Source organism: Rhodanobacter sp. ANJX3, from assembly GCF_014200755.1.
In the GTDB taxonomy this organism is placed as follows: Bacteria; Pseudomonadota; Gammaproteobacteria; order Xanthomonadales; family Rhodanobacteraceae; genus Rhodanobacter.
Genome location: NZ_JACHCM010000002.1, coordinates 742,656 through 760,702 on the forward strand (window position 1 = coordinate 742,656; position 18,047 = coordinate 760,702).

The window sequence follows — 18,047 nt, forward strand, 5'->3', positions numbered from 1 at the left end:
GCTCTTAGTGGTGATGGCCACCCTCACCGTGAACGTGACCATGTTCGAGCTCTTCGGCTGTAGCCGCACGCACGCCGGTCACTTCGATGGCGAAATGCAGCGTCTGGCCCGCCAGTGGGTGGTTGCCGTCGATGAATACCGTATTGCCTTCGACCTTGGTCACCGTGACGTTGATTTCGCCCTGCGGGCCGCGGCCCTGAAACTGCATCCCGGGCTGGATGTCTTCGACGCCCTGGAAGGCCTCTTTGGGCACTTCCTGGACCAGCTCGTCGTGATGCACCCCGTAGCCCTCTTCAGGCGACACGTCGGCATTGAACTTGTCGCCCACTTTGCGACCTTCCATCTGCTTCTCCAGGCCGGGCACGATCTGCCCCGTGCCGTGCAGATAGGTCAGCGGCTCGCGACCCTCGGAGCTGTCGACGACCTTGCCCTGATCGTCGGTAAGCGTGTAGTGGAAGGCGGCGACGGCGTTGGGAGCAATTTGCATGAAAGTCTCGCGAATAGGTGTGAGTCCGCCGGCCAGGTGCCGACACGAAGACCGAAGGCTACCAGAACATGGCGAAATAGCCGTGAGCAAGATGCCGCAGGATTGGCGATACTGAATCATGAGTCCTGCACCAGAACCGCGCCGACGCCTTTTTGCCACGGGCCTGCTGGCCTGCGCTTGCTGGCTCGCGGCGGCCGCAGCCGCTGCGACGCCCCAGGTACGCACGACCAGCGAAGCTGCATTGGCGACACAGATCGACAGCCAGATCAGCCTGCCCCGATTTGCCTCGGCTAGCTGGGGAATCTCGGTCGTTTCGCTGGACAGCGGCCGGACGCTTTACGCTCACCGCGCCGATCAGCTGATGCAGCCAGCTTCGACCGCCAAGCTTTTTACCGCCGCGCTGGCGCTGTCGACCCTGGGGACTGCATATCAGATACCGACCCGCCTGCTCTCCACCGAGACGATCCATGATGGACGCCTAAACGGTCCGTTGGTGCTGTACGGCATGGGCGACCCGACGCTGGGTACGGCCAGCAGCGCCGACTGGGCGACACAGCTGGCCGAGCAGCTGTATCGGCGCGGCGTGCGGCAGGTTCACGGTGATCTGATCGCCGACGACAGCTACTTCACCGGGCCGACCTTCGGCTCGGGCTGGGAAGCGGGCGATCTGCAAAGCTGGTTCGCGGTGCCGTCATCGGCCCTCAGCGTGGGCGAGAATATCGTCGATATCACGCTCACGCCGGCATCCGCCGCGGGTCTTCCGGCGAGCCTCAGCTTTGATCCTGTCGACGCGAAAATGTCGCTGCTCGGCCAGGTGACGACCACGCTGTCGCGCACGCCTGGCGATATCAACCTGTATCGCGCGCCGGGCGACGACGCGCTTTACGCCTTTGGCACCGTCCCGGCGAAAACGCCGCCGCAGCACTTCAAGCTGTCCCTGCCCGACCCGGCGCTAGTGGCCGGCGCACAGCTGCGAAAGGCGCTGGCCGACCGCGGCATTCCCATCGCCGGCCAGGTGCGCGCGCTGCACTGGCCACAGGACGATGCCGCTCTGGTCTCACGGGCGGAAGTTCTGGCCGAAATTCGCTCGCCGCCGCTGATGGACATACTGCAGCGAGGGCTGAAGCGCTCGCAGAACCTCTACCTGCAAAATCTATTTCTCAGCGTCGGTGCCCATCAGCAGGCTACGGAAGCGACCACCGGCATCGTGCCCTTCGCCAGCACCGAGCAATGGTCGGTGAAGGCGATGCAGCAGCTGTTGGCCACTATCGGCATGCCGCCGGCAACCAGCCTGATCGACGAAGGCACCGGACTCTCGCGGCGTGACTTGGTCACGCCCATGGCGATGGTGCGGCTGCTGACCTACCTGGCGGCGCAACCGTATGCGGCGCAACTGCGCGATGCGCTACCGATTGCCGGCATCGACGGCACACTCGCCGGCCAGCTGCGCTACACCGCGGCGGAAAACAACGTCCATGCCAAGACCGGCAGCATGACCTACGTGCATTGCCTGGTCGGGTACGTGACCAGCGCCGCCGGCGAGCGGCTGGCTTTCGCGATCATGCTCAACAATTACGAGCCGCCGGCCGACGGGCCCAGTGCCGGCGCCGATGTCGACGCTATCGCCCTGCTGCTGGCCAATTTCCACGGGCGCAGCTGACCTCGGCGTGCGCTGCGTCGATATGGGAACCGCCTTTAACCGCCCAGGCGTGCCAGCGTGTCCTTACCGATCTTTTCCGGCGTATCGGTCGGCGCATAGCGCTTCACGACCTGGCCGTTTTCATCGACGAGGAACTTGGTGAAGTTCCACTTGACCGATTCGCTGCCGAGAATGCCCTTCCCTTCGCTTTTCAGCCACTGATAAAGCGGGTCGGCATGGTCGCCATTGACTTCGATCTTGGCGAACATCGGGAAAGTGACGTCGTAGCGGGTGCTGCAAAACGTCTTGATTTCTTCCGCGTCGCCCGGCTCCTGATGACCGAACTGGTCGCAGGGAAAGCCCAGTACAACAAGCCCTTTGTCGCGCTGATCCTGCCAGAGGTTTTCCAAGCCCTTGTACTGCGGAGTGAACCCGCACTTGGAAGCTACGTTGACGATCAGCAGGGTTTTCCCGCGAAACTCGCCGAGCGAGCGCTCATGGCCATCGATATCGCGGACGGTGAAATCGTAGACGCTGGACATACGGCTCGCTCCTGCTGTTGGGTCAACTGCCTGAAGTCTACGCCATCGCCGATGACGTCCGTGGCATAGAATGCGGGTTTAGCGCAAAAGCCAGGTTACGCCGTGATCCGCTTCGTTGATGTGCACAAGTCCTACCGCGTCGACGGTCGCGACATCCCGGCGCTGCAGCCTTTCAGCCTCGAAGTGGCCGATGGCGAGGTATTCGGCATCATCGGCCTCTCCGGCGCGGGCAAATCGACGCTTATACGGCTGATCAATCTGCTGGAACGCCCCAGTGGCGGCACCATCTTCGTCGGCGATACCGAAATGACCGCATTGGCCGAGCCGGCGCTGCGCGCACAGCGCCGCCGTATCGGCATGATTTTCCAGCACTTCAATCTGCTCGCCTCACAGACCGTGGCCGACAATGTGGCCTTTCCGATGCGCCTGGCCGGCGAACGCGACGCCGCCGTTCTGCGCCAGCGCGTGGACGAGCTGCTGGCGCGGGTCGGTCTGACCGATCACGCCGACAAATATCCCTCGCAGCTCTCCGGCGGCCAGAAGCAGCGTGTCGGCATTGCTCGTGCGCTGGCCAATAGACCGTCGATTTTGTTGTGCGACGAAGCCACCAGCGCGCTCGATCCGCAGACCACGGCGTCGGTGCTGGATCTGCTGGCCGAGATCAATCGCGAACTCAAGCTCACCATCGTGCTGATCACGCACGAGATGGACGTGGTGCGTCGGGTCTGCGATCGCGTTGCCGTGCTGGACGCGGGCGAGATTGTGGAGCGCGGCAGCGTGATCGACGTCTTTCTGCATCCGCAGCACGCCACCACCAAACGCTTCGTCAACGAGGCGCTGCCCGAGGAAACCATCGGCGACGAAGCCGCCTTTGCGCGCGTGCCGGGGCGCATCCTGCGGCTGAGCTTTCGAGGCGACGCCACGTGGACGCCGGTGTTGGGCCAGGTGGCGCGCGATACCGGTATCGATTTCAACCTGCTCGCCGGACGCATCGACCGCATCAAAGACATGCCTTACGGCCAGCTCACGCTGGCGATGCAGGGCGAGCGCATCGACGCAGCGATGTCCGCGCTGCGCAAAGCAGGTATCGAGATAGAGGAGTTGCGCCCATGACAACGCATGCGATCCACGCCACGCCGATTCTGCAGGCGCTGTTCCCGAATATCGACGACTGGGGCGAAATCGGCCATGCCTGCATCGATACGCTGCTGATGCTCGGCGGTTCTCTGCTGCTCACCATCATCCTCGGCCTGCCGCTGGGCGTGCTGCTGTATCTCACCGGCCGCGGCCAGCTGCGCCCGATGCCAAAGCTCTATGCCATCGCGTCGCTGCTGGTGAATATCCTGCGCTCGGTGCCCTTCATCATCCTGATGATCGTGCTGATGCCGGTGACCTATTTTCTGGTCGGCACCAAGCTGGGCATTCGTGGGGCCATTCCGCCGCTGGTGATCGGTGCCGCCCCGTTCTTCGCACGCCTGGTCGAGACGGCCCTGCGCGAGGTCGAGCATGGCGTGATCGAAGCCAGTCAGGCGATGGGGGCCAGCCTGTGGCAGATCGTCCGACATGTGCTGCTGCCGGAAGCGCGCGGCGGCCTGCTGGCCGGCGTGACCGTCACGGCCATCGCGCTGGTCGGTTACACCGCGATGGGCGGTGCGATCGGCTCGGGCGGACTCGGCGATCTGGCCTACCGCTACGGCTATCTCAGCTACAAGTCCGACTACATGCTGGTCACCGTGGCCCTGCTGATCGTGCTGGTACAGCTGCTGCAAATGCTGGGCGACCGCGTCGTGGCGTACTACGGGCGGCGCTGAACGCTACTCTTCCGTTTTGCATTTGGCGGTATGGACGGCTATTCTTGTGCGCCGCACAAAGCCAACCGTCATGAAAAAACTCATCGCCGCTGTCGTCGTACTGCTTGCGTTGGCAGGCTGCTCCGCCCATAGCGGCAGTGGCGTCGAGGGTGATTCGAACACCCTGACAGTTGCCGCCACGGCGATTCCGCACGCGGAGATCCTCAAGCAGGTCAAGCCGATACTCGCGAAAGAAGGCGTCGATCTGCAGATCAAGGTGTTTGCCGACTACGTGCAGCCCAACTCCCAGGTGGCCGAGAAAAACATCGACCTGAACTATTTTCAGACCAAGCCCTATCTGGATGCGTTCAACCACGAGCGTGGCACGCACTTGGTGATCGTCACCGGCGTGCACATCGAACCGTTCGGCGCCTACTCGCGCAAGTACAAGAGCATCGATCAACTGCCCGACGGCGCCAGCGTGACCCTACCCAACGACCCGAGCAACAACAGCCGCGCGCTGCTGCTGCTTGCCAAGCACGGGTTGATCACGCTGAAAGACCCGAACGACGAGATGGCTACCGAGAAAGACATCACGGCCAATCCGAAGCATCTGAAGTTTCGCGAGCTCGAAGCCGCGATGCTGCCGCGCACGCTGGACGAAGTGGATCTGGCCCTGATCAATACCAACTACGCGCTCGCTGCCGGCATGAATCCGACCAAGGACGCGCTGCTGATCGAAGACAAAAACTCACCGTATGTGAACTATCTCGTTGGCCGCGAAGACAACAAGGACGATCCGCGTGTGCAGAAGCTGGCCAAGGCATTGACCAGCCCCGAGATCAAAACCTTCATCGAGCAGCACTACCACGGCGCCGTACTGCCAGCGTTCTGAACGCGCTCGCGCCGGAGGACCGACCTATACCGCCGGCTTGGCCGGAATCTCGAACACCTGGCGCAGGTAGGTCACGTAAGCCTCGTCGTCGCACATGTCCTTGCCCGGCGAATCGCTGAGCTTGGCCACCGGCTGACCGTTGCAGCGGGTCATCTTGATGACGATATTGAGCGGCGTCGGCCCCACGTCGTTGGTGAGGTTGGTGCCGACACCGAATGCCAGCAGGCAGCGCCCACGGAAGTGGGCATAAAGCTGCATCACCTTGGGAATATCCAGTCCGTCGCTGAATACCAGCACCTTGCTGCGCGGATCGACCCGGTTCGCCTGATAGTGCGCCAGCATCCGCTCACCCCAGTCGAAGGGTTCGCCGGAATCGTGTCGGGTACCGTCAAAAAGCTTGCAGAAATACATATCGAAATCGCGCAGAAAGGCGCTGAAGCCGTAGACGTCCGAGAGCGCGATGCCCAGATCGCCGCGGTACTCCTTCGCCCACGCTTCCAGCGCGGCGACCTGCGAGTCGCGCAGACGCGGTCCCAGCGCCTGATGCGCCTGCAGGTACTCATGGGCCAGCGTGCCCAGCGGAGTCAGCCCGAGGTCGCGCGCCAGCAACACGTTGCTCGTGCCGGTGAGCTGCGTGCCCAGCCCGTCGCGCAGCGTGGTCACCACCTCGCGCTGCCATGCGCGCGAGTAACGCCGCCGCGTGCCGTAATCGGCGATGCGGCAGCCGCCGTAGTCCGGCGTATCGCGCAGCAGCGCGATCTTTTTCTGCAGCCGCCGACGACCTTCGGACAGCTCCAGCCCAGCGCTGACATGGCGAAAGTACACTTCGTTGACGATGGCCAGCAGCGGCACTTCGAACAAAATCGTGTGCAGCCACGGTCCACGAATGCGGATCTCGATTTCACCGTTGCCGGATGCCGAAGGCGTGATCTCGACGTACTTTTCGTTCAGATGGAACAGATCGAGAAAATCGACGAAGTCGCTTTTCAGAAAGCGCCAGCTGCGCAAATACAAAAGCTCGTCCGGCGTGAAGCGCAGCTGGCACAGCGCTGTCAGCTCGGTGCGGATGTCGTCGATATACGGCACCAGATCGATGCCCGGATTGCGGCACTTGAAGCGATACTCGACCTGTGCGGCCGGGTATTGATGCAACACCACCTGCATCATCGAAAACTTGTAGAGGTCGGTATCGAGCAGCGATTCGATGATCATCGGTGACTTGGCCGGAGGCGCGCGTGGGAGCAGTGGCTCATTATCCATCTCGCAGCGCTTCGGTCGTCCATCGAATGCGCCCCGGCCTTTCGACCATGTCTCCTTAGAGCCTGTTCAAAGTCGCCACGTAGCTCGCGTTGTCTCGCCGTGGCCGCCAGGCGGCAGCGCGTGGCGCAGCGCTTGCCTGGCTGGCAAGTCAAGCACCGAAAAGGTGTAAACCGCGCGCTGCCGCCTGGCGGCCACGGCGAGGCAACCCGCAGGGCCGGGTCTGTTTGCCCCATTCCTGCGTGCAAACAGCTGCCGGCGCGGGCCACGCGGAGACTTGAACAAACTCTTAGACATTCAGGGCAAAAAAAACCCCACTGGCCAGGGGAGGACCGGTGGGGCTTGTCGGGCTGCGTCCAGGGGAGGAAAAGCAGCCCCTCAGTGAGCGATGTTTTGTCTCACTTCTGGTCGCCGTCACGGCGATTCACAGGCTTAGTGTGTCCACGCTCGCGTGAGTTCAACGTATACATCCGTCCGTCGTTCAGCCAGGCGACAGGCTTTCAAACGGTTTCGGCCATGGCTATCTGATTTTCGATCGCCGAAACAAAGAGTTGCGCGCCGGGCCACTCGGTAATCCGGCCGATCTTGCGGGCTCCACGGAAGACGATAAAAGCCGGGATGCCGTGCAATCCAAAGCGCGTAGCCATGGTCGGGTCTTCATAAACGTTGTCGTGCATCCATCGGACCTGCGGCCACTGGAACCGATCCAGCGCCAGCAGCATGGCGCGCTTGGCGATATCGCAGTTGGGGCAGTCGCGCCCCCATAGAAACAGAATGCCGACCGGTGCCCCCTCTTCGCGCAATACGTCATCCAGCGAAGCGTCGCTCACCTTTTTCATGGGAAAGCGATGAAAAAACTCGGGCACGGCGGTATCGGACATGGGCATTCGGCAACCTTTCTCTATCAAGGAGCGAGATGGGTCTGCGTACCGAAAAGCCAAGCGGTCGACCGGACAGGAACGACTCAGGCGCGCCCATTCAACGCAGCCAACAGGTCGTCGCGCTGCCGCTTTGGCTGCCGCGACAGCTCACGCACGCGTCGATAAAACGCCGACCACTGCCCCTGCGACTGTTTGAACAGCGCCGCGAATGCCGGTGTCCACTGATCGTACAAACCGAAAGGCACCAGCCGTGCGTTGTTGATCGGCGCCGCCACCCAGGCATCGTAGCCATGCTTACCTGGCCAGTCGCGATCTCGCCATTGCGCGTAACGTGCGCGGAACGCAGCGATCTCGCGCTGCTTGCCCGCCTCCATCGTCGGTTGATCCAAGTCGCTGGCGTAAAGCCTTTTCAAGCGTTCGCGCAAGTCCAGTACCAGCGTGGTGAAACCGTTTTCCATGGCCTCGTCGCGGCCATTTTTCGCAGGCAGCCCGCGCGACTGGCGCCACTCGCGCAGGCCCTGATCCTGCACGAATGTAGCGAAGGATTCGTTGAACGCGGTGTCGTCCTTCACGTAGATCAGCTGATGCGCCAACTCGTGAAAGATCGTGCTATCGAGCTCATCGTCGTCCCAGCGCAGCATGCTGCTGAGAATGGGATCGGCAAACCAGCCCAACGTGGAGTAGGCCGAGACGCCACCGACCTCCACGTCGTTGCCCTGCCGGCGCAACCGATCGGCGTCAGCCTTGGCGTCGGCTTCGGAAAAATAGCCGCGATAGCCTACGCAGCCGGCTATGGGGAAACAGTGCAACACGGGGTCGACCGAATAGCGCGGCGCGGCGAAAACGTTCCACACTGCGAATGTGCGGTGCAGATCCACATAGCGCGTGTAGCTGCGATTGTCGGGCAGCGCGAGGTGCTGCGAAGCGAAGCGACGCGCCTGCTCGGCCAGAACCAGCCGCGCAGCGAGGCGGGGGTCGGTCGCCGGATCGGCGAGGATCGCACCGATATTGCGACGATGAAACACCAGCTCGCTCTGGCCGCGCACGGCCTGCGCGTAGTATCGAACGCTTGCACAGGCCGCAAGCAAAAGGCCCATCGTCGCGAGAACGATGAGCCTTGGAATACCGGTCGACCGTGGAAATGCTTTTTGCCAAGCCATGCGGCGATTGTGCCGCAGGCCAGGCGTTCTGTCTCAGTGACCGCCGTGGTTGCCACTGCCTCCGCCGTGCGAAGAATAATGCCCCCCACCGTGACTGCCGCCGTAGCCGGGATGAACGCCGTAGCCCGGCCGGCCCCGGCCCGACCAGCGGCCGCCGCGGTAACCGTAGCGGCCCGGATAATAACCGCGACCGCCGCCGTAATAACGCGGACCGCCATAACCGCCGTACCAGCCACCGATGATGCCGACACCGCAACAGCCGTAATAGCCGTTGTTGTAATACCCGTAATCGTATGGGTAGTAGCCGCCCTGATAAACCGGTGCGGCCTGACCGTAGTACACGTCGCCGTTGTAACTAGAGCTGCGAACGTAGCCGTAGCCAGGATCGTAGTAGCAGCCTGAAAGAGCCACGATTCCAGCGAGCAGAACAAGGCGGGCAAGAATACGTTTCATCGTCTGTCTCCGACTCCAGATGGAGCTATGGACAGATGTTAGTCCTGTGGGCTTGAACGCCTCGTGAGGTAAAAACACACGGCTGATGGGCATTTACCCACCAGCCATGCGGCCGCGATGCTAGAAGCTCACGTTTGAAGCGCTCGGGCGGCGCCTCAGCCTTTGCGCTTGGACTGGTCGCCTCGCTCATGCGCCAAGGCGTGGCCGAACGCCGCTTCGCTCGACAAGCCGCCACCCGCCGCCGGCATGGGCGCATGCGGATCGGGCGTGTCGGGCGACGGCTGCGTGGTTACCGCGCCAGGCCAAGTTGGCCCCTGGCGTACGCGCTCCTGCTTGGCTTCCAGCAGCGCCTGAATATGCTCCACCGCTTCGGCCGGGCTGATGTGGTGAATCTCCGGCTCGGGCAAGGTCGGCAGCTTGTGCGGCACCGCTTTGATTTTCTTCGGCGAGGATGCCGCCTTCTTGACGGCCGGCTTGGTCGCTAGCGGCTTTTTCGGCACGACCGCCGCCGTCTTGCCAGCAGACTTTTTTACGGCCGGCTTGGCGACGGTCTTCTTGGATGACGCTTTTTTTGCAACGACTTTGCCGACTTTCGGAGCCGCCGACTTCTGGGCGACGACTTTTTTGGCAACCGATTTCTTCGCCGCAACCTTCTTTGCGGCGGTTTTTTTGACGGCGACCTTTTTGGCCGGCGCTTTCTTGGCGACGATCTTTTTTGCAGCGACTTTTTTCTTCGCGGCGACTTTTTTGGCCACTGCCTTTTTAGCCGGCGCCTTCTTGGCGACCGTTTTCTTGGCGGGCGACGCAGCCTTGGCTACCGTTTTTTTCGCCGAGGTTTTCTTGGCGGCCGTCTTTTTTGCCGGTGCCTTTTCTGTCGCGGATTTTTTCGTTGCCGACTTGCCTTTCATAGCCATGCGGTGATTCTCCTGCAGTGATCAATGAAACGGTGCTCTATGCAGAGCGAGTATGCGCGCCTTGAATCGCTCGGATATTAACGGCTGACCCTACGACATCGTCCAGCACCTTCGCGACAAATCGGGCGCACCAGTCATCAAAACGACGGGTGTGACAACTGATTGAGAAAGTAAGGAAGCACACGTGAGTCCATAAGCAGTGTGAAGATCACACCGTAGGCCGCACCCCACAGGTGCGCACTATGGTTGACGTTGCCCTGCCCGCGTCGATCCATGAAGATCGAGTAGCCCGTATAAAGCACGGCGTATATGATCGCCGGCAACGGTATGACGAAGACGATGATTTTCTGCCATGGCGCCAGAAGAATGAAAGAGAACAACACGGCCGAGACGGCGCCCGACGCACCGAGGCTGCGGTAGCTGGCGTTGTTGCGATTCTTCACGTAGGTCGGAAGAATCGAGAACACCAGACCGCCGATATAGAACAGCGCAAAACCGAAGCCGCCCAGGTGTCCCGCAAAGAACCCTTCCATCACCTGACCGAAGAAATACAGCGTCAGCATATTGAAGAACAGATGGCCGAAGTCCGCATGCACCAGGCCGTAGGTCACCAGCCGGTGGTACTCGCGCTGCCTGGTGATCGCCGGCGGCCACAGGATCAGATCGTTCATCAGCCGGCTGTTCTTGAAAGCCATGAACGACACGATGCCGGTGATGGCGATAATAATAAAAGTGACCGGCATGGACGATTCCGCAAGAGATGGCAAAGCGTGACATCTTCGCGCTACCGCCGCATCTTGTCGACATGGCGGGCAGCTTTCGCGCGCAAGCCCGCTGACTCGACACGGTCTCCTATCGAAAACAACCACAGTCGAAAATATCGCCGCGCGATTGATCAGCAAGGATCACCATGACTTCGTTCCGCTACATGCATCTCGACGTATTTACCGCCAGCCTCGGCGGCGGCAATCACCTTGGCGTCGTGCTCGACGCCAAGGACTGGAGTGCGCAGGACATGCAGCGCTTTGCGCGCTGGACCAATCTTGTCGAAACAACGTTCCTGCTGCCGCCGGAGGATCCCAAGGCCAGCTACCGTGTGCGCATATTTACACCGCACAAGGAAATCCCGTTTGCCGGCCACCCCAGCATCGGTAGCGCACACGCAGCGCTGGAGTGCGGCCTGGTCGAACCGCGCGATGGCCAGCTGTGGCAGGAGTGCGGCGCCGGCACGCTGCCGATTCGCGTGCACGGCAACGGCGCCGAGCGCGAGCTGTCGCTGCTGTCGCCACCCCAGCTGGTGGTGCCAAGCAGTCATGACGCGCATCCGTTGTTGGCTCGCGCGCTCGCTGGTATCCGGCCGGGCAGGCTGCCGCCCGCCCTGGTGGAAGGGGGCCGTCGTTGGTGGCTGGTCGAAATTTCGGACGAAGCCGGCATTCGCGCATGGAAGCCCGATCATGCGGCCATTGGCGAATTGGCCAGAGCCACCAACAGCATGGGCGTGTGTGCGTTTGCGCGCAGCACGAGCAGCGAGTATCAACTCGTTGTCCGCGCACTCGCCGCCGGTGCCGGTATCGTCGAAGATCCCGCCTCAGGCGCGGCCAATGGCTGCATCGCGGCCTATCTCGCGGAAGTCGAACCGAACGGCAAGCTGGCGCGCGGCTACGTGATCAGCCAGGGTCGCGAGATGGGCCACGATGCCCGGCTTGTCGCCTCGATCGAGGGCGATGCGGTGTGGATCGGCGGCCGCACGGCCACCATCATCGAGGGAACCGTGAATTGGACACTGGGCGATTGAAGCAGAACTCGACTGGCGCCTGACTCCATCGCAGGCTTCGGTTATCGCGCTCTACTTGCGATCTTCCAGATGGGCGCGGCGCGCCGACACCAGCGCCAGCGCCGACCAGTCGACGTCTTCGTCGCCGGCAGCCAGTGCTTCGAGCAGGCTGTCGCGAACCACGCCGGCCAGCGGCAACGGCACGTGCGCACTGCCGCCAGCGGTCAAGGCCAGCTCGACATCCTTCAATCCCAGCGGTAGCTTCATGCCCGCCGGTTTGAAACGCTCCTCGGCAATCAGCTTGCCGTAGCCCTGATAGGCCGGCGAGGCAAACAGCGTGTTGGTCATCACGTCGAGGAAGTCGGCGGCGCTGATGTCATAGGCGCGAGTGAGCGCGGACGCCTCGGCCATGCTTTCGATCGCTGTCGCCAGCATGAAGTTGCCGGCAATCTTCACCACGTTGGCGCGCTCGGGCGCATCGCCCATCGGCCACAGTTTGGCCGACATGGCTTCGAGTAGCGGCCGTGCCTTCTCCACCGCCGATGCTTTGCCGGCGACCAGGATATTGAGTTTGCCGGCGGCAGCGACGTCGGGGCGACCGAATACCGGAGCCGCGATATATTCAAGCCCGCGCTTGGCATGTTCCTCGGCCAACTCCTTGGCGAGCGCCACGGAAATAGTCGAGTGGTTCACGTGCACGGTGCCGGGGTCCATCGCGTCGAGCAGGCCGCTGTCCAGAATCGTTTCACGCACCGCCTTGTCGTTGGCCAGCATGCTGCAAAGCACTTCGCCCTGCGCGGCGCGGTCGGCCGTGCGCGCCAGCTTGGCACCCAGCGACACCAGCGGCGCGGCGGCCGATTCGGAGCGGTTCCACACGGTTACCGTATGACCGGCGGCCAACAGATTGCTGGCCATCGCCGCGCCCATGGCGCCGAGACCTATGAATCCAACCTTCATGCATGCTTCCTCATTGTCATTGCAACGGCAAAGTGGAGCAGGTGCGATGTTCAGATCATGCGAAAGCGGCGGTACGCAGGCTCTCAGGCCACCTCGCCCGCCGCCTGCCCCGAGGCCCACGCCCACTGGAAGTTGTAGCCGCCCAGCCAGCCGGTAACGTCGACCACCTCGCCGATGAAATACAGGCCTGGCACATGCTTGGACTGCATCGTGCTGGACGAAAGGCCGCGGGTGTCGACGCCGCCCAGGGTGACCTCGGCAGTGCGATAGCCTTCGGTGCCGCTGGCCGTGATCGGCCAGGCCTTGAGCTGATCGCCGATCTGGCTCAGCTCGGCCTCGCGGTACTGACGCATCGGCCGACTCTCGAACCACCGCTCGCATAGTCGCTGCGCCAGCCGCTTGGGCATCAAGTCGCCCAGCACGGTTTTCAGTTCAGCCAACGGCCGCACCGCGCGTTGCTCAACCAGCCAAGCACCGGCCTCGATATCCGGCAGCAGATCGAGGCGTAGATCGTCGCCCGGCTGCCAGTACGAGGAAATTTGCAGAATCGACGGACCGCTGATACCGCGATGGGTAAACAGCAGCCCGGCACGAAACGACTGCCTGCCGACCTTTGTTTCCACGGCCGGCAACGCAACGCCGGCCAAATCCTGGTAGTGCTCCTGGTGCTTTCCGCTCAGCGTCAACGGCACTAGGCCTGCGCGCGTGGCCAACACCTCGTGACCGAACTGGCGCGCCAGTTCGTAACCGAAACCGCTGGCACCCATGCTGGGAATCGACAGGCCGCCGCAGGCCACCACCAGCGATTCGGCCTGCACCTCGCCACGCGCGGTGGTCACGCTGAAACCGCCGTCGTTCTTGCGCACGCGTTTTACATCGCAGCTGGTTTCGATCGTCACGCCGGCCGCTTCGCATTCGTCCAGCAGCATGCGCACGATCTGCTTGGAGGAGTCGTCGCAGAACAGCTGGCCCAGCTCCTTCTCGTGATAGGCGATGCCGTGCTTCTGCACGAGTGCGATGAAGTCCCACGGCGTATAGCGCGCCAGCGCCGACTTGGCGAAATGCGGATTGGCCGACAGGTACTGCGTCGGCGTTACGCCGAGGTTGGTGAAGTTGCAGCGCCCGCCGCCCGACATCAGGATCTTCTTGCCGACGCGGTTGGCGTGATCGACAACCAGCACCCTACGCCCGCGCTGGCCCGCGGCGATGGCGCACATCAGCCCGGCGGCGCCCGCGCCGACAATCAGCACGTCAGTTTCGATGGCGGCCACGTCAAAGGCCCTGGGCTGTGATGGCATAGACCCGTTTCGACGATGCCTGGGCCGGTTTCAATCGCTTAGTCATGCGGCATTATCCATCAGCCGGCCAGTCCGGCATCGCTTACACTGGTTCACCGATCCACGAGAGTTATTGCCATGCCCTCCTTTGACGTCATTTCCGAAGTCGACAAGCACGAACTCACCAATGCCGTCGATCAGGCCAACCGCGAACTCACCACGCGCTTCGACTTCAAGGGTACCGATGCCCGATTCGAGCTGGACGATTTCGTGATCACGCAAATCGGCGCGAGCAAGTTCCAGCTCAATCAGATGATGGATATCCTGCGCGGCCGGCTGGCAGCGCGAAAGATCGACGTGCGTGCATTGGATGTGGCCGATGCCGAAACCAACCTGGCCGGCGCCCGACAGAAAATCACCGTCAAACAGGGCATCGAACAGCCGATCGCGAAAAAGCTGATCGCCTCGATGAAGGAAGCCAAGCTCAAGGTCGAGGCGCAGATCAACGGCGACAAGCTGCGCGTCAGCGGCAAGAAGCGCGACGATCTGCAGACCGCGATGGCCCTCTTGCGCAAGGCGGAAGTCGATCTGCCGCTGCAGTTCGACAACTTCCGCGACTGAGTCTGCGCTCTCCGAGCCCGCGCCTTGCGTGCCCTGCGAGAGACGCGAAAATCAGGCTTTCGACAGCAGCCGCCCACCCATCGCCATATTGACTGCAACGACCAACGCGACCGCTGCGGCATGCGTCAGCAGATCGGTCGCTGCCGCGTCGTAGGCATGGCAGATTTCCAGCAGGCTCGCCGACGCGGCGGCACTGGCCAGCCCCACCAGCACGGCGGTGAGCACCGGGCGCAGCGGATAGGCACGGCGCAGCAACACGACCATCAGCGCGGACAGCGGTATCGAGAATCCGACGATGAAAACCAGGCAGTCCGCCGATTGATGCATCGTCGATATCTGCGTACCCGGGGCTATGACCTGACGCAGACAACCCAGCCCGCTGGCACCGATCCACAGCAGCGCGCCGGGCAGCGGCAACCATGCCCAGGCCGCGCGTCGGCCGGGCACGCTCAACGCAAAGGCAGCCCAGGCTGCGCTGATCGCGGTGAGCACGGCGCCGACGCCGGCCCAGGCAAGATCCGGTGTACCGGCAAAGCGCTGCGCCATGCCGGCAACGCCGTAATGCATCAGCAACACCGCGGCGATGGCCGCGACCACAAGCAGCCAACCCAGGGTGCGCAGCGACGGCGGCGGCAGCCGGCGCACCGGCACCAGTTCCGTGCTGAGGCGTCCGATCAGCGATTCGTAGGATCGCTCACTGGACGCCGATGCGGGTTGAGGTCGCGGGTCGGACATGGCGATCACGGCTCTCCGTTGAAACGTTCGCGCAACGCCTTCAGCGCGCGATGCAGATTGACCTTCAATGCGCCGGTATTGCGGCCAGTCAATTCGGCCGCTTCGCTCAGTGAACGTTCGTGCAGACCCATCTGCTCGACGGCTTCGCGCTGACCCGGCGGCAGCTCGGCGATAGCCTCGCGCAGGCGCTGCGCCCGCTGCATCTGCTCAGTCGCCGCACTGGCATCGTCGATATCGGCATGGTTGTCGAAAGCCATGTCGTCATGAAGCTCGCGACTGTCGCGCCGGCCGCGGCTGCGCAGCGCATCGATAGCGCGGCGATTGGCGATCGCGGTCAGCCAGGCGTCATACGACCGCGAGGGGTCGTAGGTGTGGCGCACGCGATTGACCGTGATCAACGTCTCCTGCACCACGTCATCCAGACGATCCGTAGCGACGCCCTGTCGCCGCGCCGCCATGCGAATCAGCAGGATCGAGTCGGCCAGTACCCGCTCGTACGCACGCCGGTCGCCCGACTGGGCAGCCGACATGAGTCGCGCCCGACGCTGGTCGGGCGTTTCATTGGCGCTAGCGGATACGGCTTCAGCCTGCACGGTTCGGGTAACGCTCGCCCACGGGAAAAGAGCGCTATCTAGACCCATGAAGGCGTTGGCGGTCAAGCTGTGCGGCACGATCACTCCGAATAGATGCATCTTCTGGAGTGCTTTCGCCGCATCTGTGGCTGGGGTTACCCCGTAAGTAGAACTCGTCAGCAGATAACTCACGAATTCCGTGAAACGCTTTGCCGCTTCCTGGTAACCGCGACGCCGCTGTCGACGAATAGTCTGTGGAACCTCCTGAATCCAATGATGCGTACATGATTATTCTGATCCTCGCGTTTCTTGGCGGCGTGCTGACCATCCTCAGCCCCTGCATCCTGCCGGTGCTGCCATTTGTGTTTGCCCGCTCGGATCGACCATTCGCGCGCAACGGCCTGCCCATGCTGCTGGGCATGGCCATTACCTTTGCGGCGGTCGCCACGCTGGCGGCTCTGGGCGGCGGCTGGGCAGTACACGCGAACCAGTACGGCCGTATCGTTGCGCTGGTGGTACTGGCGTTTCTCGGCCTGACCCTGCTGTCGACGCACCTGGCGGAGTGGATCACTCGCCCGTTTGTGGCGCTGGGCAATAAGCTGTCCCAAGGCTCGTCGGGTAACGAGGATTCGATCTGGTCGGCGGCTGGCCTAGGCGTAGCGACAGGCCTGCTGTGGGCGCCGTGTGCCGGGCCGATTCTGGGCCTGCTGCTGACCGCGGCGGCACTGAACGGCGCCAGCGTGCAGACCACCCTCTTGTTGCTGATCTACGCCCTAGGTGCCGCCACATCGCTTGGTGTGGCGCTGCTGATCGGCGGCAAGGTGTTTGCGCTGATGAAGCGCTCGCTCGGTACCGGCGAATGGGTACGCCGCGGGCTCGGCGTGCTGGTGCTGGCCGGTGTCGCCGCCATTGCGCTGGGCGTCGATACGGGGTGGCTGACCCGCGTTTCGCTGACCAGTACCGGCGGCATCGAGCAGAAGCTGATCAATGCGGTGAGTCCGCCGCAGGCGCCCGAGTCCGTGCCGCAGGCCGGCGCCGCGCTGCCGGTGGAAGGCCAGATGCCGTCGCTCGCCGGTGCTACGCAGTGGATCAACAGCCCACCGCTGACTACCGAATCGCTGCGCGGCAAAGTAGTGCTGGTCGACTTCTGGACTTACTCCTGCATCAACTGCATCCGCTCGCTGCCGTATGTGCGCGGCTGGGCCGACAAGTACAAGGATCACGGCCTGGTGGTGATCGGCGTGCACGCACCCGAGTTTGCCTTCGAGAAAGATCCAGCCAATGTCGCAAAGGCAGTAAAGGATCTGGGCGTGGACTACCCGGTCGCGCTGGATAACAACTATGCAATATGGCAAGGCTTCCACAACCAGTACTGGCCAGCGCATTACTTCGTCGATGCCGAAGGACAGATTCGCCATCATCACTTCGGCGAAGGCGGCTATGCGGAAAGCGAGGATCTGCTGCGCCGTCTGCTGACCGAAGCCGGTCAGAAGAACCTGCCTGGCGGCTACGTCAGCGGAACGCAGCAAGGTGTCGAAGCGGCCGCATCGCGCAGCGCCACGGTATCGCCGGAAACCTACGTCGGCTACGCCCGGGCACTGAACTTCGCCGGCGGCAAGGTCGCGCACGACGACGCTTGGGATTACCGCGCGCCCGACACGCTGACCAGCAACCAGTGGTCACTCGACGGGCGCTGGACCGTGCACGCGGAAAACGCGCAGTTGGACAAGGCTGGCGGGCACGTCGTCTATCGCTTCCGCGGACGCGACCTGCACCTGGTGCTCGGCCCCGCGGCCGACGGCAAACCGATCCGCTTTCGCGTACACATCGACGGCAAGGCGCCGGGTGCGGATCACGGCATGGATACCGACGCCGACGGCAACGGCGTGATCGACGCGCAGCGGCTTTACCAGCTGGTGCGCCAGGCCGGCGGCAGCGGCGAGCGCCTGTTCGACATCGAATTTCTTGACCCTGGCGTGCAGGCCTATGCCTTCACGTTCGGCTGACCCTGAGTGATCGCCAGTGGATCTGCTCGTATTGCGGCGTTCGCTGTGAAATGACAACACGCCACCGGCATCGTTTCTGCTGCATCT

Annotated in this window: 20 protein-coding genes; 8 read left to right on the top strand and 12 right to left on the bottom strand. The window is 62.8% G+C overall.

Annotated elements, in window-relative coordinates; all coding sequences use genetic code 11:
- Nucleotides 1-4: 4 nt before the first annotated feature.
- A complete protein-coding gene (locus tag HDE76_RS08025) occupies nucleotides 5-487 on the bottom strand; it encodes a peptidylprolyl isomerase (RefSeq protein WP_179477288.1) in 483 nt (160 codons plus the stop codon).
- Between the two features lie 118 nt (nucleotides 488-605).
- Between HDE76_RS08025 and dacB the strand changes: the two genes are divergently transcribed.
- Complete coding sequence (gene dacB / locus HDE76_RS08030; RefSeq protein WP_184506529.1) at nucleotides 606-2,147, top strand: D-alanyl-D-alanine carboxypeptidase/D-alanyl-D-alanine-endopeptidase; 1,542 nt, start codon at nucleotides 606-608, stop codon at nucleotides 2,145-2,147.
- A 35-nt stretch (nucleotides 2,148-2,182) separates the two neighbouring features.
- Here the strand turns inward: dacB and HDE76_RS08035 are convergent, their stop codons facing one another.
- Nucleotides 2,183-2,668, bottom strand: a complete 486-nt coding sequence (locus HDE76_RS08035) for a glutathione peroxidase (protein WP_179477290.1) — start codon at nucleotides 2,666-2,668, stop codon at nucleotides 2,183-2,185.
- Between the two features lie 102 nt (nucleotides 2,669-2,770).
- On the opposite strand from HDE76_RS08035, the gene HDE76_RS08040 reads away from it, so the two are divergent.
- The 3 genes from HDE76_RS08040 to HDE76_RS08050 all read left to right on the top strand — a co-directional run bounded on the left by HDE76_RS08040 (nucleotide 2,771) and on the right by HDE76_RS08050 (nucleotide 5,353).
- Nucleotides 2,771-3,781 (top strand): methionine ABC transporter ATP-binding protein, encoded by a 1,011-nt coding sequence (locus tag HDE76_RS08040; RefSeq protein ID WP_179477291.1) that lies wholly within the window; start codon nucleotides 2,771-2,773, stop codon nucleotides 3,779-3,781.
- The gene (locus HDE76_RS08045) at nucleotides 3,778-4,479 is read left to right on the top strand and encodes a methionine ABC transporter permease (protein WP_179477292.1); all 702 of its coding nucleotides are present in this window, start codon (nucleotides 3,778-3,780) and stop codon (nucleotides 4,477-4,479) included. Before HDE76_RS08040 ends, HDE76_RS08045 begins: the two co-directional genes overlap by 4 nt.
- A gap of 70 nt (nucleotides 4,480-4,549) precedes the next feature.
- Nucleotides 4,550-5,353, top strand: coding sequence for a MetQ/NlpA family ABC transporter substrate-binding protein (locus HDE76_RS08050; RefSeq protein WP_184506531.1), 804 nt, complete (start codon nucleotides 4,550-4,552; stop codon nucleotides 5,351-5,353).
- A gap of 24 nt (nucleotides 5,354-5,377) precedes the next feature.
- On the opposite strand, the gene pncB is transcribed toward HDE76_RS08050, so the two are convergent.
- From pncB to HDE76_RS20740, 5 genes are all read right to left on the bottom strand, one after another.
- A complete protein-coding gene (gene pncB / locus HDE76_RS08055) occupies nucleotides 5,378-6,565 on the bottom strand; it encodes a nicotinate phosphoribosyltransferase (RefSeq protein ID WP_184506533.1) in 1,188 nt (395 codons plus the stop codon).
- 545 nt (nucleotides 6,566-7,110) lie between these two features.
- Nucleotides 7,111-7,491 carry a thioredoxin family protein gene (locus HDE76_RS08060; RefSeq protein WP_184506535.1) on the bottom strand — a complete coding sequence of 127 codons (381 nt, stop codon included), beginning with the start codon at nucleotides 7,489-7,491 and terminating at the stop codon, nucleotides 7,111-7,113.
- Nucleotides 7,492-7,574: 83 nt separating this feature from the next.
- The gene (locus tag HDE76_RS08065; protein WP_184506537.1) at nucleotides 7,575-8,588 is read right to left on the bottom strand and encodes an aminopeptidase; all 1,014 of its coding nucleotides are present in this window, start codon (nucleotides 8,586-8,588) and stop codon (nucleotides 7,575-7,577) included.
- A gap of 96 nt (nucleotides 8,589-8,684) precedes the next feature.
- Nucleotides 8,685-9,104, bottom strand: coding sequence for a hypothetical protein (locus HDE76_RS08070; protein WP_184506538.1), 420 nt, complete (start codon nucleotides 9,102-9,104; stop codon nucleotides 8,685-8,687).
- 155 nt (nucleotides 9,105-9,259) lie between these two features.
- Entirely contained in the window at nucleotides 9,260-9,532 is a 273-nt protein-coding gene (locus HDE76_RS20740; protein ID WP_255481477.1) for a hypothetical protein, read from the bottom strand.
- A 4-nt stretch (nucleotides 9,533-9,536) separates the two neighbouring features.
- Here HDE76_RS20740 and HDE76_RS20745 point away from each other — a divergent pair, with 4 nt between their 5' ends.
- Nucleotides 9,537-10,025: a hypothetical protein gene (locus tag HDE76_RS20745; protein WP_255481478.1), complete on the top strand. Its 489-nt coding sequence runs from the start codon at nucleotides 9,537-9,539 to the stop codon at nucleotides 10,023-10,025.
- Nucleotides 10,026-10,155: 130 nt separating this feature from the next.
- On the opposite strand, the gene HDE76_RS08080 is transcribed toward HDE76_RS20745, so the two are convergent.
- Nucleotides 10,156-10,761, bottom strand: coding sequence for a rhomboid family intramembrane serine protease (locus HDE76_RS08080; protein WP_179477297.1), 606 nt, complete (start codon nucleotides 10,759-10,761; stop codon nucleotides 10,156-10,158).
- A gap of 167 nt (nucleotides 10,762-10,928) precedes the next feature.
- On the opposite strand from HDE76_RS08080, the gene HDE76_RS08085 reads away from it, so the two are divergent.
- Nucleotides 10,929-11,813: a PhzF family phenazine biosynthesis protein gene (locus HDE76_RS08085; RefSeq protein ID WP_184506540.1), complete on the top strand. Its 885-nt coding sequence runs from the start codon at nucleotides 10,929-10,931 to the stop codon at nucleotides 11,811-11,813.
- Nucleotides 11,814-11,864: 51 nt separating this feature from the next.
- Here HDE76_RS08085 and HDE76_RS08090 read toward each other — a convergent pair whose 3' ends face one another.
- Together HDE76_RS08090 and HDE76_RS08095 are read right to left on the bottom strand one after the other, a co-directional pair.
- Nucleotides 11,865-12,749, bottom strand: a complete 885-nt coding sequence (locus tag HDE76_RS08090) for an NAD(P)-dependent oxidoreductase (protein ID WP_179477299.1) — start codon at nucleotides 12,747-12,749, stop codon at nucleotides 11,865-11,867.
- 83 nt (nucleotides 12,750-12,832) lie between these two features.
- Nucleotides 12,833-14,011, bottom strand: coding sequence for an NAD(P)/FAD-dependent oxidoreductase (locus HDE76_RS08095; protein WP_343205680.1), 1,179 nt, complete (start codon nucleotides 14,009-14,011; stop codon nucleotides 12,833-12,835).
- A 153-nt stretch (nucleotides 14,012-14,164) separates the two neighbouring features.
- Between HDE76_RS08095 and HDE76_RS08100 the strand changes: the two genes are divergently transcribed.
- Nucleotides 14,165-14,647 (top strand): YajQ family cyclic di-GMP-binding protein, encoded by a 483-nt coding sequence (locus tag HDE76_RS08100; RefSeq protein WP_184506544.1) that lies wholly within the window; start codon nucleotides 14,165-14,167, stop codon nucleotides 14,645-14,647.
- Between the two features lie 51 nt (nucleotides 14,648-14,698).
- Here the strand turns inward: HDE76_RS08100 and HDE76_RS08105 are convergent, their stop codons facing one another.
- Together HDE76_RS08105 and HDE76_RS08110 are read right to left on the bottom strand one after the other, a co-directional pair.
- Entirely contained in the window at nucleotides 14,699-15,382 is a 684-nt protein-coding gene (locus HDE76_RS08105) for an NrsF family protein (RefSeq protein WP_179477561.1), read from the bottom strand.
- A 5-nt stretch (nucleotides 15,383-15,387) separates the two neighbouring features.
- Nucleotides 15,388-16,053, bottom strand: a complete 666-nt coding sequence (locus HDE76_RS08110; RefSeq protein ID WP_343205678.1) for a sigma-70 family RNA polymerase sigma factor — start codon at nucleotides 16,051-16,053, stop codon at nucleotides 15,388-15,390.
- 185 nt (nucleotides 16,054-16,238) lie between these two features.
- On the opposite strand from HDE76_RS08110, the gene HDE76_RS08115 reads away from it, so the two are divergent.
- Complete coding sequence (locus HDE76_RS08115; protein WP_184506545.1) at nucleotides 16,239-17,960, top strand: cytochrome c biogenesis protein DipZ; 1,722 nt, start codon at nucleotides 16,239-16,241, stop codon at nucleotides 17,958-17,960.
- Nucleotides 17,961-18,047 lie beyond the last annotated feature (87 nt).

Excerpts from the sequence above, each read along its gene's own strand:
- HDE76_RS08025 (WP_179477288.1), bottom strand. The coding sequence starts at position 487 with ATGCAAATTGCTCCCAACGCCGTCGCCGCCTTCCACTACACGCTTACC.
- dacB (WP_184506529.1), top strand. The coding sequence starts at position 606 with ATGAGTCCTGCACCAGAACCGCGCCGACGCCTTTTTGCCACGGGCCTG.
- HDE76_RS08035 (WP_179477290.1), bottom strand. The coding sequence starts at position 2,668 with ATGTCCAGCGTCTACGATTTCACCGTCCGCGATATCGATGGCCATGAG.
- HDE76_RS08045 (WP_179477292.1), top strand. The coding sequence starts at position 3,778 with ATGACAACGCATGCGATCCACGCCACGCCGATTCTGCAGGCGCTGTTC.
- HDE76_RS08050 (WP_184506531.1), top strand. The coding sequence starts at position 4,550 with ATGAAAAAACTCATCGCCGCTGTCGTCGTACTGCTTGCGTTGGCAGGC.
- pncB (WP_184506533.1), bottom strand. The coding sequence starts at position 6,565 with ATGATCATCGAATCGCTGCTCGATACCGACCTCTACAAGTTTTCGATG.
- HDE76_RS08060 (WP_184506535.1), bottom strand. The coding sequence starts at position 7,491 with ATGTCCGATACCGCCGTGCCCGAGTTTTTTCATCGCTTTCCCATGAAA.
- HDE76_RS08065 (WP_184506537.1), bottom strand. The coding sequence starts at position 8,588 with ATGGGCCTTTTGCTTGCGGCCTGTGCAAGCGTTCGATACTACGCGCAG.
- HDE76_RS08070 (WP_184506538.1), bottom strand. The coding sequence starts at position 9,104 with ATGAAACGTATTCTTGCCCGCCTTGTTCTGCTCGCTGGAATCGTGGCT.
- HDE76_RS08080 (WP_179477297.1), bottom strand. The coding sequence starts at position 10,761 with ATGCCGGTCACTTTTATTATTATCGCCATCACCGGCATCGTGTCGTTC.
- HDE76_RS08085 (WP_184506540.1), top strand. The coding sequence starts at position 10,929 with ATGACTTCGTTCCGCTACATGCATCTCGACGTATTTACCGCCAGCCTC.
- HDE76_RS08090 (WP_179477299.1), bottom strand. The coding sequence starts at position 12,749 with ATGAAGGTTGGATTCATAGGTCTCGGCGCCATGGGCGCGGCGATGGCC.
- HDE76_RS08100 (WP_184506544.1), top strand. The coding sequence starts at position 14,165 with ATGCCCTCCTTTGACGTCATTTCCGAAGTCGACAAGCACGAACTCACC.
- HDE76_RS08105 (WP_179477561.1), bottom strand. The coding sequence starts at position 15,382 with ATGTCCGACCCGCGACCTCAACCCGCATCGGCGTCCAGTGAGCGATCC.
- HDE76_RS08115 (WP_184506545.1), top strand. The coding sequence starts at position 16,239 with ATGATTATTCTGATCCTCGCGTTTCTTGGCGGCGTGCTGACCATCCTC.